The sequence below is a fragment of the Actinomadura citrea genome, from assembly GCF_013409045.1.
GTDB lineage: Bacteria > Actinomycetota > Actinomycetes > Streptosporangiales > Streptosporangiaceae > Spirillospora > Spirillospora citrea.
The window spans coordinates 4026113-4049011 of record NZ_JACCBT010000001.1 but is presented as its reverse complement, the minus strand read 5'-3'; the positions used below and the strand labels follow the sequence as shown (position 1 = coordinate 4049011).

General features: G+C 69.2%; 15 protein-coding genes and 3 rRNA genes. 7 read left to right on the top strand and 11 right to left on the bottom strand.

Annotation, left to right across the window (positions count from 1 at the left end; genetic code table 11):
* The first annotated feature begins 59 nt into the window (after positions 1–59).
* From BJ999_RS19050 to BJ999_RS42145, 6 genes are all read left to right on the top strand, one after another.
* Positions 60–212 carry a hypothetical protein gene (locus BJ999_RS19050; RefSeq protein WP_179834538.1) on the top strand — a complete coding sequence of 51 codons (153 nt, stop codon included), beginning with the start codon at positions 60–62 and terminating at the stop codon, positions 210–212.
* Positions 213–568: 356 nt separating this feature from the next.
* Complete coding sequence (locus BJ999_RS19045; RefSeq protein WP_179834537.1) at positions 569–2005, top strand: GuaB1 family IMP dehydrogenase-related protein; 1437 nt, start codon at positions 569–571, stop codon at positions 2003–2005.
* A gap of 136 nt (positions 2006–2141) precedes the next feature.
* On the top strand, positions 2142–2774 hold the full coding sequence (locus BJ999_RS19040; protein ID WP_179834536.1) for a hypothetical protein: 633 nt from the start codon (positions 2142–2144) through the stop codon (positions 2772–2774).
* A 40-nt stretch (positions 2775–2814) separates the two neighbouring features.
* On the top strand, positions 2815–4305 hold the full coding sequence (locus BJ999_RS19035; RefSeq protein ID WP_179834535.1) for an LCP family glycopolymer transferase: 1491 nt from the start codon (positions 2815–2817) through the stop codon (positions 4303–4305).
* Positions 4306–4470: 165 nt separating this feature from the next.
* Positions 4471–5490, top strand: coding sequence for an enolase C-terminal domain-like protein (locus tag BJ999_RS42150; RefSeq protein WP_244984266.1), 1020 nt, complete (start codon positions 4471–4473; stop codon positions 5488–5490).
* Positions 5487–6053, top strand: a complete 567-nt coding sequence (locus BJ999_RS42145; protein ID WP_229810541.1) for a P-loop nucleotide/nucleoside kinase family protein — start codon at positions 5487–5489, stop codon at positions 6051–6053. The genes BJ999_RS42150 and BJ999_RS42145 overlap by 4 nt, the downstream gene beginning before the upstream one ends.
* 76 nt (positions 6054–6129) lie before the next feature.
* On the opposite strand, the gene BJ999_RS19025 is transcribed toward BJ999_RS42145, so the two are convergent.
* From BJ999_RS19025 to BJ999_RS19000, 6 genes are all read right to left on the bottom strand, one after another.
* Positions 6130–6309, bottom strand: coding sequence for a hypothetical protein (locus tag BJ999_RS19025; protein WP_179834533.1), 180 nt, complete (start codon positions 6307–6309; stop codon positions 6130–6132).
* A gap of 144 nt (positions 6310–6453) precedes the next feature.
* Positions 6454–7572: an RDD family protein gene (locus BJ999_RS19020; RefSeq protein WP_179834532.1), complete on the bottom strand. Its 1119-nt coding sequence runs from the start codon at positions 7570–7572 to the stop codon at positions 6454–6456.
* Positions 7573–7664: 92 nt separating this feature from the next.
* A complete protein-coding gene (locus BJ999_RS19015; RefSeq protein ID WP_179834531.1) occupies positions 7665–8819 on the bottom strand; it encodes an acyl-CoA dehydrogenase family protein in 1155 nt (384 codons plus the stop codon).
* Positions 8816–10777 (bottom strand): acetyl/propionyl/methylcrotonyl-CoA carboxylase subunit alpha, encoded by a 1962-nt coding sequence (locus BJ999_RS19010; RefSeq protein WP_179834530.1) that lies wholly within the window; start codon positions 10775–10777, stop codon positions 8816–8818. The genes BJ999_RS19015 and BJ999_RS19010 overlap by 4 nt, the downstream gene beginning before the upstream one ends.
* A 10-nt stretch (positions 10778–10787) precedes the next feature.
* On the bottom strand, positions 10788–12380 hold the full coding sequence (locus BJ999_RS19005) for an acyl-CoA carboxylase subunit beta (protein WP_179834529.1): 1593 nt from the start codon (positions 12378–12380) through the stop codon (positions 10788–10790).
* Positions 12377–14089: an acyclic terpene utilization AtuA family protein gene (locus BJ999_RS19000; protein WP_179834528.1), complete on the bottom strand. Its 1713-nt coding sequence runs from the start codon at positions 14087–14089 to the stop codon at positions 12377–12379. Before BJ999_RS19000 ends, BJ999_RS19005 begins: the two co-directional genes overlap by 4 nt.
* 106 nt (positions 14090–14195) lie before the next feature.
* Between BJ999_RS19000 and BJ999_RS18995 the strand changes: the two genes are divergently transcribed.
* On the top strand, positions 14196–14804 hold the full coding sequence (locus tag BJ999_RS18995) for a TetR/AcrR family transcriptional regulator (RefSeq protein WP_179834527.1): 609 nt from the start codon (positions 14196–14198) through the stop codon (positions 14802–14804).
* Between the two features lie 72 nt (positions 14805–14876).
* On the opposite strand, the gene rrf is transcribed toward BJ999_RS18995, so the two are convergent.
* From rrf to BJ999_RS18970, 5 genes are all read right to left on the bottom strand, one after another.
* Positions 14877–14993 (bottom strand): 5S ribosomal RNA (rrf, locus tag BJ999_RS18990).
* A gap of 156 nt (positions 14994–15149) precedes the next feature.
* Positions 15150–18265, bottom strand: a 23S ribosomal RNA gene (locus BJ999_RS18985).
* Between the two features lie 451 nt (positions 18266–18716).
* Positions 18717–20235: ribosomal RNA gene (locus BJ999_RS18980) — 16S ribosomal RNA — on the bottom strand.
* Together the 16S, 23S and 5S rRNA genes form the textbook arrangement of a ribosomal RNA operon.
* Positions 20236–20855: 620 nt before the next feature.
* Positions 20856–22133, bottom strand: a complete 1278-nt coding sequence (gene tyrS, locus BJ999_RS18975; protein ID WP_229810768.1) for a tyrosine--tRNA ligase — start codon at positions 22131–22133, stop codon at positions 20856–20858.
* Between the two features lie 129 nt (positions 22134–22262).
* Positions 22263–22898: a DNA-3-methyladenine glycosylase gene (locus tag BJ999_RS18970; protein WP_179834526.1), complete on the bottom strand. Its 636-nt coding sequence runs from the start codon at positions 22896–22898 to the stop codon at positions 22263–22265.
* Position 22899: the final 1 nt, after the last annotated feature.

Below are 22899 nucleotides of genomic sequence, written 5' to 3'. Positions count from 1 at the left end.
CGTTTCAAATGCCACAGAAACCGGTACGAAAGCGCAACGCTGCCGGGCCCACGCCACAGATGCGGCGCGACGCGACCCGGCGGTGGACGCGCCGGACGGCCATCACCGCTCCGGCGATCGCCGCCCGGTCGGGGCGCCCGGCGGCGCGGGCGGGCATGGCCGACCGGGACCACGTGCGTGACCTGCATGCGCTTCTCCCGGTGTTCTTCTGACCCACCCCCTACGGCGGATCCGCCGTCCGCGCGAGGCACATGTAAGAAAAGTGCATCGGGGGCGCAGTTACGTCAAGAGGTAACTTTACAGAGAGCCAAGCCTCACGTTGCACCGTTTTCCACCAGGCGCACGAGTTCACTTTCGTTATCCCTGCAAGGAGGGGGGAAGACGGGCGGAGACGACACTCAACGCCCTCCGGGGACACAGTGTCATCACCCCTGGTCACGGGCTTTGCCCGCGGCGGCGGGGCGGTCCGGCGCGCCCGGCCTGCGGCCTTGGCGGGAGCACCGCCGGGTATGACTGACAATGTACGGTGGCCCAGCCACTGCGAACGCGATTGGTGTGTAGTACTGCCGTGCACCTGCTGAACGGTGAGCGTTCCGCTCACGACCTCACCTACAACGACGTCTTCATGGTCCCCCGCCGCTCCTCGGTGGGGTCGCGCCTCGAGGTCGATCTGGCCACCACGGACGGCAGCGGGACGACCATCCCGCTCGTGGTGGCCAACATGACGGCCGTGTCCGGCCGCCGGATGGCCGAGACCGCAGCCCGCCGCGGCGGGGTCGCGGTGCTCCCGCAGGACATCCCGGTCGACGTCGTCGCCGAGGTCATCGACTGGGTCAAGGGCCGCGACCTGGTCGTGGACACCGCGATCCGGCTGGACCCCTCCAGCACGGCCGGGGACGCGCTGGCGCTGCTGCCGAAGCGGGCGCACAACGCCGTGATCGTCGTCGAGGACGACCGCCCGGTGGGCGTCGTCACCGAGGCCGACTGCATGGGCGTGGACCGGTTCGCCCAGCTCCGCGACATCATGTCCCGCGACCTGGTCACGCTGCCGGCCGGCGTCGACCCGCGGGAGGCGTTCAACCGGCTGCACGAGCGCGGCCACCGGCTCGCTCCCGTCGTGGACGCCGAGGGCCGCCTCGCCGGCGTCCTCACCCGCACCGGCGCGCTGCGCGCCACGCTCTACCGGCCGGCCGTGGACGCCGCCGGACGCCTGCGCGTCGCCGCGGCGGTCGGCGTGAACGGCGACGTCGCCGGCAAGGCCAAGGCCCTGCTGGAGGCGGGCGCCGACCTGCTCGTCGTCGACACCGCGCACGGCCACCAGGACAAGATGATGAGCGCGCTCGCCGCGGTCCGGGCGCTGGACCCCGCCGTCCCGGTCGTCGCCGGGAACGTGGTGACCGCCGAGGGCACCCGCGAGCTGATCGAGGCGGGCGCCGACATCGTCAAGGTCGGCGTGGGCCCCGGCGCGATGTGCACCACCCGGATGATGACGGGCGTCGGCCGCCCGCAGTTCTCCGCGGTGCTGGAGTGCGCCGCCGAGGCGCGCCGGCTCGGCCGCCACGTGTGGGCGGACGGCGGCGTCCGGCACCCGCGCGACGTCGCGCTGGCGCTCGCGGCGGGCGCCGCGAACGTGATGGTGGGCTCGTGGTTCGCCGGCACCTACGAGTCGCCGGGCGACCTGCAGCGGGCCGCGGACGGGCGGCTCTACAAGGAGAGCTTCGGCATGGCGTCCGCCCGGGCGGTGCGGCTGCGCACCGCCGAGGACTCCCCCTTCGACCGGGCCCGCAAGGCCCTGTTCGAGGAGGGCATCTCCACCTCCCGGATGTTCCTCGATCCGCAGCGGCCCGGCGTGGAGGACCTGATCGACTCGATCGTGGCGGGGCTGCGCAGCTCGTGCACCTACGCGGGCGCGCGGACCCTGGAGGAGTTCCACGAGCGCGCCACGATCGGGATCCAGAGCCCGTCCGGCTACGCCGAGGGCAAGCCGCTGTCCAGCAGCTGGTAAAGGGCATCCCCTCCGGACCGCCGGGGTTCCCCGCATTTCGCGACACGCCGCCGCCTTCGCCCCCGTTCAGCTCCCTGACCTGCACTCTCTTACGTCGGGAACGGAGAGGGGTCTCCGTCCCTGAAGGGGGCGCAGCATGGTCGACGGCGGGCCGGTCGGAGCCGGGGCGCGGCCGCTGCAGGAGGGGGCGCCGGGCCCGGCGGTCCGGGACCGCGTGCGGGAGCGCCGGGAGCGGGAGGCGGCGCTGCGGGGGCTGGCCGAGGCGCTGCTGATCGCCGCGGTCTCCCCGGCCCTGCCGGGCATCGCGCACCTGCGGGCCGGGCGCGTCAGGCTCGGGGCGGCGCTGCTGACCGTCCAGGCGCTGGCGCTGACCGCGGCGGCCCTCGCCGCCGGGCACGGCCGCCCGCTCCTGCTGCAGGCGGCGGCGCGGCCCGCGTTGCTGGCGGCGCTGACGGCCGGCTGCGTGGTCGTCGCGGCGCTGTGGGCGGGGCTGATCGTCCACTCCTACGCCGTGCTGCTCCCGGACGGGCTGTCGCCGTTGTGGCGTCTCGCGGGCGGCACCACGGTCTCGGTCCTGTGCCTGCTGGTGATCGTTCCGCCGCTGACGGCCGCCCACGCGCTGGCGCCCTGCCCGCCACGTGATCATCCGTACGGGCCCCCGGACGGCGGCGGATTCACTATCCTGACGTTCTGCACCAAAGGCCACATCCGCTTGCATGCGATCGACTCTTACGCAACCTTTGCCCGGTTCGACGCGTCCATAATGTGAGCCGAGGCTTAATTCACTGTGGGTGGGAATCGGAGCGTACATGGGTCGGTCGCCGAGGGGGCGTGCCCGGAACAGGGACGATGCGGGTACCTCCGGCGGAGCCGGGGGCCTTCCCCGCGCGCTGGCGCTGACGCTCGCGTCCGCCCTGGTCTGGGGTGTCGCGCATTTCGTCACGGGTCGCCGGGTCGCCGGCGGGCTGCTGCTCGCGCTGTACGTGGCGATCGTGGCCGCCCTCGGGGGCGCCGCCACGCTCTACCGCTCCGACCTGGTCCACTACGCCGTCCAGCCCGCGGTGCTGCAGCGGACCTCCGCCGCGCTCGTCGCACTCGGCGTGCTGTGGATCCTCGTCGTCGTCCGCTCCTACCTGCTGCTGCGCCCGGCCCGCCTCGCCGCGGGCGCCCGGACGCTCGGCGCGGCCGCCGTCGCGGTGATGTGCTTCGCCGTCGCGGTGCCGGTGGCGTGGTCGGCGCACAGCACCTACGTGTACCGTGACGCGCTGACCAGCATCTTCCGCACCGGCAGCGAGAACGGCAAGCCCGTCGACGCCAAGGACCCGTTCAACGGCCAGCCCCGCGTCAACATCCTGCTGCTCGGCGGCGACTCCGCCGCCGACCGCACGGGCGTGCGCACCGACAGCGTGACGCTCGCCAGCGTCGACACCAAGACGGGCGACACGGTGCTGCTGAGCCTGCCGCGGAACCTGGAACAGTTCCCGATGCCGCCCGGCCCCGCCCGCGACCGGTTCCCCTACGGCTTCACCGGCGACGGCCCGCAGAACCCGGGCCTGCTCAACGAGGTCTACGAATACGCCGAGAACCACCCCGACGTGGTGCCCGGCGTCGCCAAGAAACGCCGCGGCCCCGAACTTCTGAAGGCCACCGTCGCCGGCGTTCTCGGCCTGCGCGTGGACTACTACATCCTCGTCGACATGTTCGGCTTCGCCGACATCATCGACGCCATGGGCGGCGTCAAGCTCAAGATCACCGAGCCGATCCCCTACGGCCTGCAAGGGGGCGTCCTGCAGCCCGGATACCGGACGCTGAAGGGCAAGGAGGCCCTCTGGTACGGGCGGTCCCGCACCAACAGCAGCGACTACGTGCGGATGAGCCGGCAGAAGTGCCTGATGCGGGCGATCGCCGAGCAGGCCGACCCGCAGACCGTGCTCACCAGCTTCGACAAGCTCGCCGCGGCGGCCAAGCGGACGCTGTCGACCGACATCCCGCAGGAACTGCTGCCCGCGCTGATGAAGCTGTCGAACCGGGTCAAGAACGGCGCGCAGATCAGGAGCCTGCAGTTCGTCCCGCCGCTGATCTACACCGGGAACCCGGACTTCGACAAGATCCGCACCCTGGCCGCCGACGCCGTCAACAGCGACCCGCGGCAGGTCAGCGTCAAACCGAGCGGCACGCCCACCGCCTCACCCACCGGGTCGCCCACCGCTTCGCCCACAGGGTCGCCGGACGGGCAGGACGGCGGCGAACCGTCCAAGCCCAGTTCCAAGCCGGTGTCGCTGGAGAGCAGCTGCCCCTGACCGGCAGGCCCGGCCCGCGGCCGGCGCCCGTCCCGCCGGGGCGGTCCTGACCCGCGTGAATTGTCCTTCCCGGTCCGGGGAGGGGGGATCATTGAGGAAGGACCCCTACTTCGAAGGGCTGGTGCGGTGCCTCGGATCCACGGCTGCGACGCCTTCCGCGTGAGAATGCCGCGCGGGCGGCGGCCGGAGAGCGTCCTCGTCCGCCTGGCCGGCGGCGACGCCGTCGGCTGGGGCGAGATGGCCGTCCCGGTGGGGGCCGCGGACCCCGGCGCGGCATGGGCGGACATCGAGACGCGCATGGGGCCGGCGCTCATCGGGCTCGACTGGGACCGCCCCGAGGACGTGTCCGCGGCCGCCGACCTCGGCGCGCGCGAGGCCGCGGCGGCCGTCGACACCGCCTGCTGGGACCTGTGGTGCCGGACGCGGGGCCTGCCGCTCGCGCACGCGCTCGGCGGCACCCGCACCTCCATCGTGACGGGTGCGCGGATCTCCCCCGAGCCCGCGATCGACACCGTCACGGCCCGCGTCAACCAGGCCGTTGGAGCGGGCCACACCCGCGTCACGCTGGACGTCCGGCCGGGGTGGGACGTCGAGCCCGTCCGCGCGATCCGGCAGGCGTACCCGGCGCTGGCGCTCGTCGCCGACGCGGGCCACGCCTACACCGAGTCGCCGGAGCACCTGGCGGTGCTGGAGGCGCTGGACGCCTACGGCCTGGCGGCGATCGAACGCCCCTTCCCCGGCGGCGACCTGGCCGCGCACGCCCGGCTCCAGACGCGGGTGGGCACGGCCGTGGCCCCGGACGTGGGCGATCTGGAGACGCTGGACGCGGCACTGTCGCTGCAGGCGGGCCGTGCGCTGCACCTGCGCCTGGACCGGCTCGGCGGGCTGACCGCGGCCCGCAGCGCCCACGACCTCGCCTACGCGGCGGGATGGGACGTGTGGTGCAGCGGCTGCGGCGCGTTCGGCATCGGGCAGGCCGCCGCGGTCGCGCTCGCGGCCCTGCCGGGGTGCACGCTGCCGAGCGACGTGTCCGACCCGGCCGGCGGCCCGGTGTTCGTGACGCCGCCGGTGCGCTCGTCCGGCGGTGTGGTCGGCGTCCCGCTCACGCAGCCGGGCCTCGGCCACGAGATCGACGAGGCGCGCATCGAGCGGCTGGCGACCCGCCGCCTGCGCCTGTCGACGTGACACCCGCCCCGGTCTGGGTGGTGGCGGGGCCGCCCGGCTCCGGCAAGTCCACGATCTCGCACCTGCTGCTGCGGCGGCTGCGTCCCGTGCCGGCGCTGCTGGACAAGGACACGATGTTCGGGCCGTTCGTGGAGGCGACGCTCGCGGCGTCCTCCCGCGATCCCGGCGAGCGCGAGGGCCCCTGGTACGACGAGCACGTCAAGCCGCACGAGTACGCGGGGATGACGGCCACGGCGCGGGAGATCCGCTCGCACGGCTGCCCGGTGCTGCTGAGCGGCCCGTTCACCGGCCACATCCGGAACGCGGCGCGCTGGACGGAGTGGGTCGCGTCCCTGGGCGGGCCGCGGGTGCGTCTCGTCTGGATCCGGACGGACGCCGCGACCCTCCGGCACCGGCTGGAGCGGCGGGGCTCGCCCCGCGACACCGGCAAGCTGGTGGCGTTCGACGCGTTCGTCGCCCGGATGCTGCCCGGGACGCCGCCTCCGGTGCCCCACACGGCCGTGGACAACCGCCTCGGCGCGCCCGTGCCGCTGGAGGCGCAACTGGACGCCCTAGCCGAGTGACGATCTGGCGGAGACCGCGCGGTCTCCGCCAGATGGCCGCCCGCCGGAAGGAGCGCCGGGTGGAACGGCCTTCGCGTCAGCCGTTGATGTTGATGTTCACGTTCTTGTTGTAGTTGTGCTCGCAGCAGCAGTGGTGACCGTGCCCCGACATCGGCTCGCCGGAGGCCGTGGCGGCCGACGCCGTGGCGGACAGGCCGGTCATCCCGGCCACCGTCGTCCCGGCGGCGAGAACCAGAACCGCAAGACACCTCTTCATGATCATCCCTTTCGCTCCAGCATCCGTACTTGCGTAGCGATACTCCCCGCCACATGCTCTATGTAGCGTAATGACTACGAAGAGTGAGCAAAGGTCGAGGTTGGGTGATTCAGTAGGACTTCGGCAGTTCCGGGCCCTGGGCGACTACTGCTGCGGCGGCGGCATGTACTGCTGCGGCGGCTCGTACCAGCCGGGCTGGGCGGGCTGGGCCGGCTGGCCGGGGTGGGAGTACTGGCCCGGTTGGGCGTAGGGGTCGTAGTGCGGTGCGGGCGGCGGGAGGGCGGGCTGTTCCGGCTGCGGGGGGAGCGCCTGCCGGCGCGCGGCCCGGCGATCCTGGTAGGCGTTCCTCAGCCGGCCGCCGACGCGCTTGCCCGCGTCTCCGACCTGCTGTGCCCGTTCGCTCTGCATCGCGCCCTGCATCCGGGCGGCGGATCGCCGGCCCAGATCCTGCATCTGCCGGGCGCGCTCCGACTGCAGGGCGCGCTGCATCGATTCGGCCTGGGCGATGCGGGCGGCGTTCTCCCGGACGGCCTGGCCCGCGACCTGGCCCGCCGCCTGCGTGCCGTCCCAGGCGATGACGGCGCCCTGCCGCGCGGCCTCGGCGGCGCGGCGGTAGCCGTCCGCGCGGACGAGGGACGTCCCCGCCACCAGGTCGGCGAGGGCCCGCCGGCGGGCGCCGACGAGGGTCGGCGCGCTGTTGGCCAGGAACACCGCGACGGCGACCAGCCAGGTGACGAGGGAAAGGAAGAAGAGGCCGTGCAGGAGAAGGATCCACGCGGTGCAGTACAGGCCGGTGCCGCCCGCCGTGGTCACCAGCGAACGGCGCAGCGCCCTGGACTTGGCGGACGTGGTGTTCTCCACGCGCAGATCGAGCACGGCCTTGCCGACGGTCCGGCCGGCGAAGGCCTGCCCCGCGAACTGGTGCAGGAACTCGATCAGGACGAGCAGGAGCAGTGCCTGCTGGACGGCGCTGACGACCGTGTTCCAGATGCCCATGCCGAACTTCTCGGCGGCCTGCTGGACGTCGCCGCCGGACAGCAGGAGCCCGCCCCCCGCCGACAGGGCGTCGCCCCAGAGTCCGTCCCCGAGGAGCCCGTTCAGCCGTCCCCAGGTCATCATGCCGAGGAGGACGGCGGCGCCGGCGAGGAGTGCGGTGTCGATGCCCCAGGCCGCGAGGCGGCGGCCGCGCGGGGCCGCGGCGGGAGGCGGGGCGGGCGGCACGGGCTCTGCGGCGGGCAGCGGAACGGGTGGCGGACCGTACACGTGAGTCCCTCTGGTCGCGATCTTCTTTTGTAATCAAAGCGCCGGAACGGCAGGAGTCTAAGCCGCCCGGTCCCGCGCCGCCACCGTAATCGTCAGTAGGACTTGGGCAGCCCCAGGGAGTGCTGTGCGACGTAGTTGAGGATCATCTCGCGGCTGACCGGGGCGATGCGCATGAGCCGGACGACCCCGGCGAGCATCCCGACGCCGTACTCGGTGGTGAGGCCGTTGCCGCCGTGGGTCTGGATGGCCTGGTCGACGCAGTGGATCGCGGCCTCGGCGGTGGCGTACTTGGCCATGTTCGCGGCCTCGCCGGCGCCCGTGTCGTCGCCCGCGTCGTAGAGCCAGGCGGCCTTCTGCCCCATCAGCCGGGCCAGCTCCAGCTCGATCTTGGCGGCGGCGAGCGGGTGCGCGAGGCCCTGGTGCGCGCCGATCGGCGTCCTGAACACCTGCCGGGACATGGCGTAGCCGGTCGCCTTGCCGAGCGCGAGGCGGCCGATCCCGGCGCCCATCGCGGCGGCCATGATGCGCTCGGGGTTGAGTCCGGCGAACAGCTGCAGCAGGCCGCCGTCCTCGTCGCCGACGAGCGCGTCGTAGGGCAGCCGGACGTCGTCGAGGTGGCAGACGAACTGCTTCTCCGGCGACACGATCTCCATGTCGATGGGGGTGAAGGTGAACCCCGGTGCGGCGGTCGGGACGATGAACAGCGACGGCCGCAGGTTGCCCTTCTGGTCCTGCGTGCGGGAGACGAACAGCACGGCGTCCGACTCGTCCACGCCGGAGATGAACGTCTTCTGCCCGCTCAGCACCCACCCGTCGCCGTCGCGGCGCGCCGTGGTGGTGATGCGGTGCGCGTTGGAGCCGGCGTCGGGCTCGGTGATCGCGAACGCCATCTTCACCGAGCCGTCGGCGAAGCGCGGCAGCCAGTGCTTGCGCTGGTCCTCGGTGCCGGACCGGGCGATGATCGTCGCGCAGATCGCCGGGGACACGACCATGAGCAGCAGCGGGCAGCCCGCGGCGGCCAGCTCCTCGCACACGGCGGCGAGGTCGCCGATGCCTCCGCCTCCGCCGCCGTACTCCTCCGGCACGTTGACGCCCAGGTAGCCGAGCCGCCCGGCCTCGGCCCACAGCTCGTCGGTCTTCTGCCCGGACTTGGCCTTCTCCACGTAGTAGGAGGAGCCGTACTTGCCGCCCAGCTCAGCGGCGGCGGCGCGCAGGGCCCGCCGTTCCTCGGTCTCGACGAAGCTCATTCAGGGGTCCCTTCGATGACGGCGAGGACGGCGCCGGACTCGACCTGCTGCCCCGCGGTGACATTGAGTTCGGCGACCGACCCGGCGGACGGCGCGGCGACGCGGTGCTCCATCTTCATCGCCTCCAGGACGACGAGGGTCTGCCCCTCGGCGACGTCCGCGCCCGGTGCGGTCTCGACGCGGACGACGGTGCCGGGCATGGGGGCCAGAAGGGACCCCGGGGCGATCCGGCCGCTCGGGTCGGCGAACCGCGGGACGGCGACGAGCGTGACCGGGCCGAGACGGGAATCGACGTGCACCGCACCCCCTGCGGCGGTCACGGTGAAGGTCTCGCGGAGGCCGTCGTGGTCGAGGACGACGCGTTCCGGCGAGGCCGACAGCAGCGACGTGCCCGGGCACAGCTCGGAGTCCAGGCCGTTCCTGTCCAGCCGGTAGTCGACGTCCACCGGGCCTCCGGGCCCCTGGAACGTCCTGCGCTGCGGCTGGGACCGCACGTTGCGCCAGCCCGGCGGGAGGCCGCCGAGCACCGCGGCGCCCGCCCGGTCCGCGGCGGCCTGGGCGAGCGCGGCGGCCAGCGCGCAGACCCGGACCGCCGCCTCGTCCGCCAGCGGCGCGGCCAGGGTGCCGAGGCCGACACGGTCGAGGTAGCCGGTGTCGGTGGCGCCGTCCAGGAACGCGGGCTCCTCCAGGATCCGGACGAGCAGGTCGCGGTTGGTGGTGAGGCCGTGGATGCGGGCGCCGCGCAGCGCGGCCGCCAGCCTGCGCGCGGCGGCGGCCCGGGACGGCGCCCACGCGATCACCTTGGCGAGCATCGGGTCGTAGTGGACGCCGACCTCGGCGCCGCTCTCCACGCCGCTGTCGAGGCGGACCCCGTGTGCCGCCGGAACGGCGAACTCGACGTCCGCCCCCGGAACCTCGAAGGTGTGCAGCGTGCCGCTGGCGGGCCGCCAGTCCTGCGCGGGGTCCTCGGCGTAGAGGCGCACCTCGATGGCGTGGCCGCGCGGTTCCGGCGGCGCCTGCGGCAGGCGGGCGCCCTCGGCGACCTCGATCTGCAGCCGGACGAGGTCCACCCCGTACACGCACTCGGTGACCGGGTGCTCGACCTGGAGCCGGGTGTTGACCTCCAGGAAGAAGAAGCGGCCGTCGCGCGCCAGCATGAACTCGACCGTGCCCGCGCCGACGTAGCCGATGGCGCGTGCCGCGCTCGCCGCCGCCCCGCACAGCCGCGCCCGCAGCTCGGGGCCGACGGCCGGGGACGGCGCCTCCTCGATGATCTTCTGGTGGCGGCGCTGGATGGAGCACTCGCGCTCGCCGAGCGTCCAGACCGTCCCGTGCGCGTCGGCGAGGATCTGCACCTCGATGTGGCGGGCGTCCTCCAGCAGCGGCTCGCAGAACACGGTCGGGTCGCCGAACGCCGACTCCGCCTCCCTGCGCGCGCCCGCGACGGCGTCCGGCAGGTCCTCCGGCGTCCGGACGACGCGCATGCCGCGCCCGCCGCCTCCCGCGGACGCCTTGACCAGCAGCGGCAGGTCCGCGCCGCCGACCCGGGCGGGGTCGAGCTCGGGCAGCACCGGGACGTCCGCCGCGGCCATCAGCTTCTTGGCCTCGATCTTGGACCCCATCGCGGCGATCGCCTCGGGCGGCGGGCCGATCCAGGTCAGGCCCGCGCCGACGACGGCCCGCGCGAAGTCCGCGTTCTCCGACAGGAACCCGTAGCCCGGGTGGACGGCGTCGGCCCCGGCGCGCTCCGCCACGGCGAGGAGCCGCTCCACCGACAGGTACGTCTCCGCCGGGGACGCCCCGGGCAGCCGCCCGGCCACGTCCGCCTCCCGGACGTGCGGCGCGCCGGCGTCGGGGTCGGAGTGGACGGCGACCGTCCCGACACCGAGGTCCCGGCAGGCCCGCAGGACGCGGCGGGCGATCTCGCCGCGGTTGGCGACCAGCACTCTGTTGATCATTGTTCGACACTCACATCCGGAAGACGCCGAAGCCCTCGGCGCCGCGCACGGGCGCGTTGTGGACGACGGACAGGCACAGGCCGAGGACGGTCCGGGTGTCGCGGGGGTCGATCACCCCGTCGTCGTAGAGCCGCCCGGACAGGAAGAACGGCAGCGACTCGGCCTCGATCTGCGCCTCGACCATCTCCCGCATCGCGCGGTCCTGGTCGTCGTCGTAGGCCTGCCCGCGCGCCTGCGCCGCCTGCCGCGCCACGATCGACAGGACGCCCGCGAGCTGCTGCGGCCCCATCACCGCCGACTTGGCGCTCGGCCAGGCGAACAGGAACCGCGGGTCGTACGCGCGGCCGCACATGCCGTAGTTGCCCGCCCCGTACGAGGCGCCCATGACGATCGAGATGTGCGGGACCCGGCTGTTGGCCACCGCGTTGATCATCAGGGCGCCGTGCTTGATGATCCCGGCCTGCTCGTACTCCCTGCCGACCATGTAGCCGGTCGTGTTGTGCAGGAACAGCAGCGGGGTGTCGCTCTGGTTGGCGAGCTGGATGAACTGCGCCGCCTTCTGCGCCTCGTCCCCGAACAGGACGCCCTGCGCGTTGGCGAGGATCCCGATCGGATAGCCGTGGACGCGCGTCCAGCCGGTGACCAGGCTCGTCCCGTACAGCGGCTTGAACTCGTCGAACCGCGATCCGTCGGCGATCCGCGCGATGACCTCGCGCGGGTCGAAGGGGACCTTCAGGTCCTCGGGGACGATCCCGGCCAGTTCCTCGGCGTCGTAGAGCGGCTCCTCGACCGGGCCGGGCGCGGGACCGAGCCTGCGGTGGTTGAGGTTCGCGACGATCTGGCGTCCGAGGCGCAGCGCGTCCGCCTCGTCCGCCGCCATGTAGTCGGCGAGGCCGGAGGTGCGGGCGTGCATCTCGGCGCCGCCGAGCTCCTCGTCGTCGGCCTCCTCGCCGGTCGCCATCTTCACCAGCGGCGGACCGCCGAGGAACACCTTCGCGCGCTCCTTGACCATGACGACGTGGTCGCACATGCCCGGAATGTAGGCGCCGCCCGCGGTGGAGTTGCCGAACACGAGCGCGATCGTGGGGATCCCCGCGGCCGACAACCGGGTGAGGTCGCGGAACATGCGGCCGCCCGGGATGAAGATCTCCTTCTGCGTCGGCAGGTCCGCGCCGCCCGACTCGACCAGGTTGATGACGGGCAGCCGGTTCTCCAGCGCGATATCGGACGCCCGGAAGCTCTTCTTCACCGTCCACGGATTGCTGGATCCGCCCCGCACCGTCGGATCGTTCGCCACGATCATGCACTCGACGCCCTCGACGACGCCGATGCCGGTGACGACGCTCGCGCCGACCGGGAAGTCGCTCCCCCACGCGGCGAGGGGGCTCAGCTCCAGGAACGGCGAGTCGAGGTCGAGCAGCAGTTCGATGCGCTCGCGCGCCAGCAGCTTGCCGCGCCCGCGGTGCCGCGCGACGTACTTCTCGCCGCCGCCTTCCAGCGCCTTGGCATGCTCGGCGTCCAGGGCCGCCAGCTTCTCCAGCATGGCCGCGCGGCGTTCCCGGTATTCCGGGCTCCGCGCGTCCAGGGTGCTCTTGAGGGTCACAGGACTGCCTCCGGGATGTCGACGAGGCGGGACCGCAGCCACTCCCCCAGGGCCTTGCCCTGCGGGTCGAACCGGGTCGAGGCGGACACACCCTCCTGCAGCAGCCCTTCGACGACGAAGTTCACCGCGCGGAGGTTGGGGAGCGCATACCGGCGGACGGCGTGCTCGCTGGTCTCCGGCAGCAACTCGCGGAGCCTTTCGGTCGTCAGGAACGGCTCCAGCCAGCGCCACTGCGCGTCGGTCCGGGCCCACACGCCGATATTGGCGTCCCCGCCCTTGTCCCCGCTCCGCGCCCCGGCGACACGGCCGAGCGGTGCGCGGACAGTGGCGCCCGGCGGGACGGCCCCGGCGGGTGGAGACTCGGAGGAGATCTCAAGGTCGCGTACGAGAGGGGCGGCCGGGATGGAGACTCGCTCACCCTCGGAGGTCACCGCGACATGCTCGATGGCCTCGTTCGGGACGTAGGCGGGCGTGTAGACCCCGTAGGGGGCGCCCTTTCCGGGCGGGGAGGTCATGGTGAAGCCCGGGTAGCCGGCGAGGGCGAGTTCCACGACGGCCCCGCTGAACCCGCGGCCGACCTTCTCCGGATCCGGGTCGAGGACGGCGCAGCGCAGCAGGGCCGTGGCCTCCCCCTGCGTGGCCGGATCCGGTCCGGGCGCGCCGACGAGCGTCCATTCGACACGGGCCGGCCGAGCCTCCGCGAGGGCGGCCTCCAGCTGTGCCTTCGCGAGCTCGGCCTTGGCCTCCACGTCCAGGCCGGTGAGGACGAAGGTCATTTCGTTGCGATGGCCGCCGAGATGGTTCAGGCACACCTTGGTGGACGGCGGCGGCGGAACGCCCCGGACGCCGCTGATCCGCACCCGGTCGGGTCCGTCCTGCGCCGGCGCGATCGTGTCGAATCGCGCCGTCACGTCCGGTCCCGCGTAGGACGGCGCGCCGATCTCGTAAAGGAGCTGGGCGGTGACGGTCTCGACGGTCACCGCGCCGCCCGTCCCGTCGTGCTTGGTGATCACGCTGGAGCCGTCGGGATGGATCTCGGCGACCGGAAAGCCCGGCGCCTTTACATTGTAGATTTCTTGGAAGAAGGCGTAGTTGCCGCCGGTGGCCTGCGCGCCGCACTCCAGGACGTGCCCGGCGACCGTCGCACCCGCGAGGGCGTCCCAGTCGTCGCGCGCCCAGCCGAAGTGCGCGGCGGCGGGGCCCACGACCAGGGACGCGTCGGTAACGCGTCCGGTCACCACCACGTCCGCGCCGGCCCGCAGGCACTCGACGATCCCCCAGGCGCCCAGGTAGGCGTTCGCGGTGAGCGGCCGCCCGTGGCGGCCGTCCGCCAGGCCGAGATCCTTCGCCCGGGACAGCAGGTCGTCGCCCTCCACATGGGCGATCCGCACGTCGATCCCGAACCGGGCGGCCAGCTCGCGCAAGCGGTCCGCCAGCCCCCGCGGGTTGAGTCCGCCGGCGTTCGTGACGATCGTGGTGCCGCGTTCCGCGGCCAGGCCGAGGGACTCCTCCATCTGCCGGAGGAACGTCGCGGCGTACCCGGCGTCCGGGTCCTTCATCTTCCCGCGCCCGAGGATCAGCATCGTCAGCTCGGCGAGGTAGTCGCCGGTGAGGAAGTCCAGCGGCCCGCCCTCCAGCATCTCCCGCACCGCGGAGAAGCGGTCGCCGTAGAAGCCCGAGGCGTTACCGACCCGCAGCGGTTGGCTCATGGCCAGAACCCTGCCAGCCCGCATCTAAAAAATCAATCGTGCATGATTGTTTCTTCGCCTGATCGTTTGGTTGACTGGAGGGCCGGCCACCGACCCCGAGGACTCCATGACCGCCCAGGCACTCCCCCGCGAACCGCAGCAGGACCGCAGCCGCGCCACGCGGCGGCGCCTCCTGGAGGCCGCCATCGGCTGCCTCGCCTCCGTGGGCTGGGCGGGCACGACGGTGGCGGTGGTCGCCGAGCGCGCGGGCGTCTCCCGTGGCGCGGCCCAGCACCACTTCCGCACGCGCGAGGAACTGGTGACCGCGGCGGTCGAGTACGGCTCGGACGTGAGAATGGCGCAGATGCGCGAGCGCCTGGACGCGCTCGCCGACCGCCGTCCCTCCACGCTGGACGTCGTCACGCTCCTCGGCGAGATGTACACGACCCCGCTCTTCCGGGCCGCACTCCAGCTCTGGGTCGCGGCCAGCTCGGACGAGCAGCTCCGCGCGCAGGTCGTTCCCCTGGAGGCGCGGGTCGGACGTGAGGCGCACCGCCTCACCGTCGAGGCCCTCGGCGCGGACGAGTCGGTCCCCGGCGTCCGGGAAACGGTCCAGGCGACCCTCGACCTGGTCCGCGGCCTCGGCCTGGCCGATCTCCTCACCGACGACTCGGCACGCCGTACCCGCCTGCTCGACCAGTGGGCCGCCACGCTCGACCGCACGCTCGGCCGCTGACCCGGATGCTCGGGATGTCGGTAAAAATGAGAAAGGCCCCGCCGGTAACGGCGGGGCCTTTCTGCAATATATGTCCGGCGGCGTCCTACTCTCCCACACGGTCTCCCATGCAGTACCATCGGCGCTGAAGGGCTTAACTTCCGGGTTCGGGATGGGACCGGGTGTTTCCCCCTCGCCAAAACCACCGAACGTCTCAACGCACCACCCAACCTGGGTGGGCAAATCCACGTCCGAGCCATCGGCTCGACATTCAATTAAGTTAAGTCTAACGGGTTCCCGGTTGTTTTCTGGGAACCACACAGGGACGCGAACATCTCTCGCAGCAATTCACTCTGAACGTTCAGTGTGTTCAAGCCACTCGGCCTATTAGTACCGGTCGACTCCACACGTTACCGCGCTTCCATCTCCGGCCTATCAACCCGGTCGTCTACCGGGGGCCTTACACCCCTTTAACAGGGTGGGAGAACTCATCTCGAGGAAGGCTTCCCGCTTAGATGCTTTCAGCGGTTATCCCGACCGAACGTAGCCAACCAGCCGTGCCCCTGGCGGGACAACTGGCACACCAGAGGTTCGTCCGTCCCGGTCCTCTCGTACTAGGGACAGACCCTCACAATTCTCCTACGCGCACAGCGGATAGGGACCGAACTGTCTCGCGACGTTCTAAACCCAGCTCGCGTGCCGCTTTAATGGGCGAACAGCCCAACCCTTGGGACCTACTCCAGCCCCAGGATGCGACGAGCCGACATCGAGGTGCCAAACCATCCCGTCGATATGGACTCTTGGGGAAGATCAGCCTGTTATCCCCGGGGTACCTTTTAGCCGTTGAGCGACACCACTTCCACACGTAGGTGCCGGATCACTAGGCCCTGCTTTCGCACCTGCTCGACACGTCCGTCTCACAGTCAAGCTCCCTTGTGCCCTTGCACTCGCCACCTGATTGCCAACCAGGCTGAGGGAACCTTTGGGCGCCTCCGTTACATTTTGGGAGGCAACCGCCCCAGTTAAACTACCCACCAGGCACTGTCCCCCACCCGGATACACGGGTGCGGGTTAGACGCTCAAAACGACCAGAGTGGTATTTCACCAACGACTCCACCCAAACTGGCGTCTGGGCTTCACAGTCTCCCACCTATCCTACACAAGACGCTCCAAGCGCCAATGCCAAGCTATAGTGAAGGTCCCGGGGTCTTTCCGTCCTGCTGCGCGAAACGAGCATCTTTACTCGTACTGCAATTTCGCCGGGCCTGTGGTTGAGACAGCGGGGAAGTCGTTACGCCATTCGTGCAGGTCGGAACTTACCCGACAAGGAATTTCGCTACCTTAGGATGGTTATAGTTACCACCGCCGTTTACCGGCGCTTAGATTCTCAGCTTCGAAGGAACAAGTCCCCCTAACCGGTCCTCTTAACGTTCCGGCACCGGGCAGGCGTCAGTCCGTATACAGCGTCTTACGACTTCGCACGGACCTGTGTTTTTAGTAAACAGTCGCTTCCCCCTGGCCTCTGCGACCCCACCCAGCTCAGACAGCAAATGCCATCACCAGGCGAGGTCCCCCTTCTCCCAAAGTTACGGGGGCAATTTGCCGAGTTCCTTAACCACAGTTCACCCGATCGCCTTGGTATTCTCTACCTGACCACCTGAGTCGGTTTGGGGTACGGGCCGCCGGTACACTCGCTAGAGGCTTTTCTCGGCAGCATGGGATCACTCACTTCACCTAAAACGGCTCGGCATCAGCTCTCAGGATACGTGAGAGACGGATTTACCTATCTCTCTCCCTACAGCCTTACCCCGGGACAACCATCGCCCGGGCTGAGCTACCCTCCTGCGTCACCCCATCACTCACCTACTACCCCCTCGGGCCCCACGCTCCCCACCCAACAGGCCCGAAGGCCCAAAGGATGGTTCAGGTGGTTAGCATCAGAGGATTCAGCGTTGGCGCATACCAGCGGGTACGGGAATATCAACCCGTTGTCCATCGACTACGCCTGTCGGCCTCGCCTTAGGTCCCGACTTACCCTGGGCGGATTAGCCTGCCCCAGGAACCCTTGGTCATCCGGCGCACACGTTTCTCACGTGTGATTCGCTACTCATGCCTGCATTCTCACTCCCGCACCCTCCACCCCTGGGTCACCCCGAGGCTTCACCGGATACAGGACGCTCCCCTACCCATCAACACATACGTGTCAATGCCACGGCTTCGGCGGTGTGCTTGAGCCCCGCTACATTGTCGGCGCGGAATCACTTGACCAGTGAGCTATTACGCACTCTTTCAAGGGTGGCTGCTTCTAAGCCAACCTCCTGGTTGTCACAGCAACTCCACATCCTTTCCCACTTAGCACACGCTTAGGGGCCTTAGCCGATGATCTGGGCTGTTTCCCTCTCGACTACGAAGCTTATCCCCCGCAGTCTCACTGCCGCGCTCTCACTTACCGGCATTCGGAGTTTGGCTGACGTCAGTAACCTGGTAGGGCCCATCAGCCATCCAGTAGCTCTACCTCCGGCAAGAAACACGCGACGCTGCACCTAAATGCATTTCGGGGAGAACCAGCTATCACGGAGTTTGATTGGCCTTTCACCCCTAACCACAGGTCATCCCCCAGGTTTTCAACCCTGGTGGGTTCGGGCCTCCACACCGTCTTACCGGCGCTTCACCCTGCCCATGGCTAGATCACTCCGCTTCGGGTCTACAGCATGCGACTAAAAACGCCCTATTCAGACTCGCTTTCGCTACGGCTACCCGACACCGGTTAACCTCGCCACACACCATAACTCGCAGGCTCATTCTTCAAAAGGCACGCCATCACCAACAACAAGGAACAAGTCCCTCACTGAGGAGGCTCTGACGGCTTGTAGGCACACGGTTTCAGGTACTATTTCACGACCCCTCACCGGGGCACTTTTCACCTTTCCCTCACGGTACTGGTCCGCTATCGGTCATCAGGAAGTATTCAGCCTTACCACGTGGTCGTGGCAGATTCACACGGGATTTCACGGGCCCCGTGCTACTCGGGAACACACCCAGAAGCCACTCGAATTTCGTCTACCGGACTCTCACCGTCTACGGTCGGCCATCCCAAGCCATTCGACTACCCGAGCAGTTTATAACTCCTTGCCGCCTCGGCAGAGACGACCAGATGGTCCCACAACCCCGCACACGCAACGCCTGCCGGCTATCACACGCGCACGGTTTAGGCTCCTCCGCTTTCGCTCACCACTACTCACGGAATCACTATTGTTTTCTCTTCCTGCGGGTACTGAGATGTTTCACTTCCCCGCGTTCCCACCAACCTGCCTATACATTCAGCAGGCGGCGACACCCCATGACGGGTGCCAGGTTTCCCCATTCGGAAATCCCCGGATCAAAGTCTGGTTGCCGACTCCCCGAGGCATATCGCAGGCTCCCACGTCCTTCATCGGCTCCTGATGCCAAGGCATCCACCGTATGCCCTTAAAAACTTGAACACACAAAACGATCAGAACAAATCGCAGATAAACAACAAAACCAACCCTCAAAGAACCCTCACCAAAAGGCAGGGTCCCTCTCCAGGCGGCTCTCATCATCTACCAGAGATGCTCGCGTCCACTGTGCAGTTCTCAAAAAACAACCGGGCCCACCAAAACCACACCACCCGAAGATGATGCGGTCCTGGTCCCGTAGTCCGAGGTCACCCGAGCTCGCGCCCGTTCCCTCAGGACCCAACAGCGTGTCCACCAGACCAACCACCCGAACCCGCCGTTCCCATTCCCTCCAGCCGAAGCTGCAGGACGGTACTAGCCGGGCCGCATGAGCGGCCTAGTGAATAACCAGTGCTCCACATCTATGAGCAGCCACCTGACAGACATTCGCTGTCAACGGCGGCCACCGACCACGGTCCCTCTCACGAGGCGACCCCGGCCAGTTGATGCTCCTTAGAAAGGAGGTGATCCAGCCGCACCTTCCGGTACGGCTACCTTGTTACGACTTCGTCCCAATCGCCGGCCCCACCTTCGACCGCTCCCCCCACAAAGTGGTTGGGCCACGGGCTTCGGGTGTTGCCGACTTTCGTGACGTGACGGGCGGTGTGTACAAGGCCCGGGAACGTATTCACCGCAGCGTTGCTGATCTGCGATTACTAGCGACTCCGACTTCACGAAGTCGAGTTGCAGACTTCGATCCGAACTGAGACCGGCTTTAAGGGATTCGCTCCACCTCACGGTATCGCAGCCCTCTGTACCGGCCATTGTAGCATGTTTGCAGCCCAAGACATAAGGGGCATGATGACTTGACGTCATCCCCACCTTCCTCCGAGTTGACCCCGGCGGTCTCCCATGAGTCCCCACCCGAAGTGCTGGCAACATGGAACGAGGGTTGCGCTCGTTGCGGGACTTAACCCAACATCTCACGACACGAGCTGACGACAGCCATGCACCACCTGTCACCGGCCCAAAAAGGACCCACCATCTCTGATGGTTTTCCGGCAATGTCAAGCCTTGGTAAGGTTCTTCGCGTTGCGTCGAATTAAGCAACATGCTCCGCCGCTTGTGCGGGCCCCCGTCAATTCCTTTGAGTTTTAGCCTTGCGGCCGTACTCCCCAGGCGGGGCGCTTAATGCGTTAGCTGCGGCGCGGAATCCGTGGAAGGACCCCACACCTAGCGCCCAACGTTTACGGCGTGGACTACCAGGGTATCTAATCCTGTTCGCTCCCCACGCTTTCGCTCCTCAGCGTCAGTACAGGCCCAGAGAACCGCCTTCGCCACCGGTGTTCCTCCCGATATCTGCGCATTTCACCGCTACACCGGGAATTCCATTCTCCCCTACCTGCCTCTAGTCTGCCCGTATCCACCGCAGACCCACGGTTAAGCCGTGGGCTTTCACGACAGACGCGACAAACCGCCTACGAGCTCTTTACGCCCAATAATTCCGGACAACGCTTGCGCCCTACGTATTACCGCGGCTGCTGGCACGTAGTTAGCCGGCGCTTCTTCTGCAGGTACCGTCACGTTAGCTTCGTCCCTGCTGAAAGAGGTTTACAACCCGAAGGCCGTCATCCCTCACGCGGCGTCGCTGCGTCAGGCTTCCGCCCATTGCGCAATATTCCCCACTGCTGCCTCCCGTAGGAGTCTGGGCCGTGTCTCAGTCCCAGTGTGACCGGTCGCCCTCTCAGGCCGGTTACCCGTCGTCGCCTTGGTAGGCCATCACCCCACCAACAAGCTGATAGGCCGCGAGCCCATCCCCAACCGAAAAACTTTCCACCACCCGATCATGCGATCAGTGGTTACATCCGGTATTAGACCCAGTTTCCCGGGCTTATCCCAAAGTCAGGGGCAGGTTGCTCACGTGTTACTCACCCGTTCGCCGCTCGAGTACCCCCGAAGGGGCCTTTCCGCTCGACTTGCATGTGTTAAGCACGCCGCCAGCGTTCGTCCTGAGCCAGGATCAAACTCTCCATCAAGGTCACACGACCAACCAGGGGGCGAACCCCGACCGGCCAAACCTCAGGAAACAATCCCAGCATCACCATCCCCCACAAAGAGGGACAGCATTGCCTCAAAGAAATCCCCACCACCCCCGAAGAGATGGCACGGGGCGACCCGGCCAAACAAATGACCGAGCCGATAAAGGCACTGGCTTTTAACACGCTGTTGAGTTCTCAAGAAACGGACACCCACCGCGCCGGACCCCGCTCCCGCGGTCCCCGGCTCCGGGGCAACCCTTCGATCGTACCCGATCCGTCCTGGTTTAACCAACTTCGGGCGGTTCGGCCTCGTTAGTCCCTTTTAGGCGCGACGTAGCGCACCCGTTCGGGTCTGTAGAGGTTTTCCCCTCGGGGCCGGCCGCCTGTCGGCGTCCCGCTCCCCCGTGGGGCGTGTAGAACATTAGGTCCCACCGCCAGGACCGTCAAATCAGCACTGGCGGGGTATGAATCCGCAGGTCATCACTGTTTTCAGTCTCTGAACCATGCCCGGTCACGGGCCGCCGTAACCGCACTGTGACGTATATCTACCGAAGTTTTCCCTCGATATGACGACCGCCCGTCCGGGAACGGATCCGGACGGGCGGTCGGGTGGTGCTTCAGGAGGCGGTCACCTCGACGCCGCCCACGTTGCGCTTGCCGCGCCGCAGGACGAGGAAGCGGCCGTGGAGCAGGTCGGCGGGCGCCGGTACCGCCTCCTCCGACTCGACCTTGGCGTTGTTGAGGTAGGCGCCGCCCTGGGCGATGGCACGGCGAGCCTCAGACTTGCTCTTGCAGAGGCCGGACGCCGCCAGGAGGTCCACCACCGGCGGCAGCTCCCCCGCGGGTACTTCCGTGCGGGGGACCTCGGAGAGGGCGGCGCGCAGTGTCCGTTCGTCCAGTTCCTCCAGGGATCCCTGACCGAACAGGGCGCGGGAGGCCGCGATGACCCGGGCGGTCTCGTCCGCGCCGTGCACGAGCGCGGTCATCTCCTCGGCGAGCGCCCGCTGCGGTGCTCGCGCGGCCGGACGGTCGGCGCCCTGCTTGGCCAGGTCCTCGATCTCCTCGCGGGAACGGAAGCTGAAGAACTTCAGGAACTTCTCCACGTCCCGATCGTCGGCGTTGATCCAGAACTGGTAGAACGCGTACGGCGACGTCAGTTCGGGGTCGAGCCAGTAGGTCTCGCCGCCCGCGGTCTTGCCGAACTTGGACCCGTCCGCCTTGGTCAGCAGGGGCGTGGTCAGCGCGTGCGCGCTTCCCCCCTCCACCCGGCGGATCAGGTCCACGCCCGCGGTGAGGTTGCCCCACTGGTCGCTGCCGCCGGTCTGCAGCAGGCACCCGTGGCGTCGGTACAGCTCAAGGAAGTCCATGGACTGGAGCAGGACGTAGCTGAACTCGGTGTAGCTCATCCCGGTGGATTCGAGCCGGGCCCTGACGGTCTCACGGGCGAGCATCCGGTTGACCGGGAAGTGCTTGCCGATGTCGCGCAGGAACTCGATGGCCGACATGGGGCCGGTCCAGTCGAGGTTGCTGACCATCGTCGCGGCGGTCGGGCCTCCGTCGAAGTCGAGGAACGCCGACACCTGGCCGCGGACCCGTTCGACCCAGCCGGCGACGGTCTCCTCGGAGTTCAGCACGCGTTCGGCGCTCTTGCCGCTCGGGTCGCCGATCAGGCCCGTGGCGCCGCCGACCAGGCCGATCGGCCGGTGCCCGGCCTTCTGGAAGCGGCGCAGCGTGAGGATCTGGATGAGGTTGCCGAGGTGCAGCGAGGGTGCCGTCGGGTCGAAGCCGCAATAGAGGGTGACCGGTCCCGCGGCGAGCAGGGCCCGCAGTTCGTCCAGGTCGGTGGACTGCGCGATCAGGCCGCGCCACGCGAGATCGTCCAGGATGTCGGTCACGGTCTCCCTCGTCTCCGGCTTTCTTTTCGTGTGCCCACCAGGCTGTCCCAGAGGGCGACTGTCACGCCAACGATATTCAACGTCCGCCGCAGCGTGGCGCCCACCGGCCGACCACATGATCACGGCGGGTCATCCCTCGGTGGTGATCTTCCTGCGCTGCCTCGGGACGTGCGGGCGGTAGGGGGAGACGGTCGGGTCTCCCTCGATCCAGAACCGCCACGGGATCTCCTTGGCGCCGTTGACGCCCGTCCGGGGACCGTTGCGGATCAACGCGGGGTCGGCGGGCTCACCCCTGAGGACCGTCATCGCACCCCCCGGCGCGCACACGTCCAGGCCGTTCTGCTCGCGGGCGACGCCGAGGGCCTGGCAGAGCCGGGCCGGACCGCGGGCCAGGTCGCGGACGGTCGAGCGGGGGCGGCGCGCCCTGGCGACGTCCTCCCCAGCGATGATCTCGCCGGCGCGGAGCAGCACCGCCATGGACGTCCCGTCCGGCCCGCACACGAGGTTCATGCAGAAGTGCATGCCGTAGGTGAAGTAGACGTAGACGTGCCCGGGCGGCCCGAACATGACCTCGTTGCGCGGGGTCGGTCCCCGGTAGGCGTGCGAGGCCGGGTCCAGCGGGCCCGCGTAGGCCTCCACCTCGGTGAGCCGGGCCGCCACCTCCCCCTCCGGGGTGCGGTGGCTGATCACGTGCCCGAGCAGCGCGGGCGCGACCTCCTCCACCGGGCCGTCGAAGAACTCCCGGGACAGCACCGCTCCGTCCATC

Excerpts from the sequence above, each read along its gene's own strand:
- BJ999_RS19040 (WP_179834536.1), top strand. The coding sequence starts at position 2,142 with ATGGTCGACGGCGGGCCGGTCGGAGCCGGGGCGCGGCCGCTGCAGGAG.
- BJ999_RS19025 (WP_179834533.1), bottom strand. The coding sequence starts at position 6,309 with ATGAAGAGGTGTCTTGCGGTTCTGGTTCTCGCCGCCGGGACGACGGTG.
- BJ999_RS19015 (WP_179834531.1), bottom strand. The coding sequence starts at position 8,819 with ATGAGCTTCGTCGAGACCGAGGAACGGCGGGCCCTGCGCGCCGCCGCC.
- BJ999_RS42150 (WP_244984266.1), top strand. The coding sequence starts at position 4,471 with ATGCCGCGCGGGCGGCGGCCGGAGAGCGTCCTCGTCCGCCTGGCCGGC.
- BJ999_RS19035 (WP_179834535.1), top strand. The coding sequence starts at position 2,815 with ATGGGTCGGTCGCCGAGGGGGCGTGCCCGGAACAGGGACGATGCGGGT.
- BJ999_RS18995 (WP_179834527.1), top strand. The coding sequence starts at position 14,196 with ATGACCGCCCAGGCACTCCCCCGCGAACCGCAGCAGGACCGCAGCCGC.
- BJ999_RS18970 (WP_179834526.1), bottom strand. The coding sequence starts at position 22,898 with ATGGACGGAGCGGTGCTGTCCCGGGAGTTCTTCGACGGCCCGGTGGAG.
- BJ999_RS19010 (WP_179834530.1), bottom strand. The coding sequence starts at position 10,777 with ATGATCAACAGAGTGCTGGTCGCCAACCGCGGCGAGATCGCCCGCCGC.
- BJ999_RS19000 (WP_179834528.1), bottom strand. The coding sequence starts at position 14,089 with ATGAGCCAACCGCTGCGGGTCGGTAACGCCTCGGGCTTCTACGGCGAC.
- BJ999_RS19050 (WP_179834538.1), top strand. The coding sequence starts at position 60 with ATGCGGCGCGACGCGACCCGGCGGTGGACGCGCCGGACGGCCATCACC.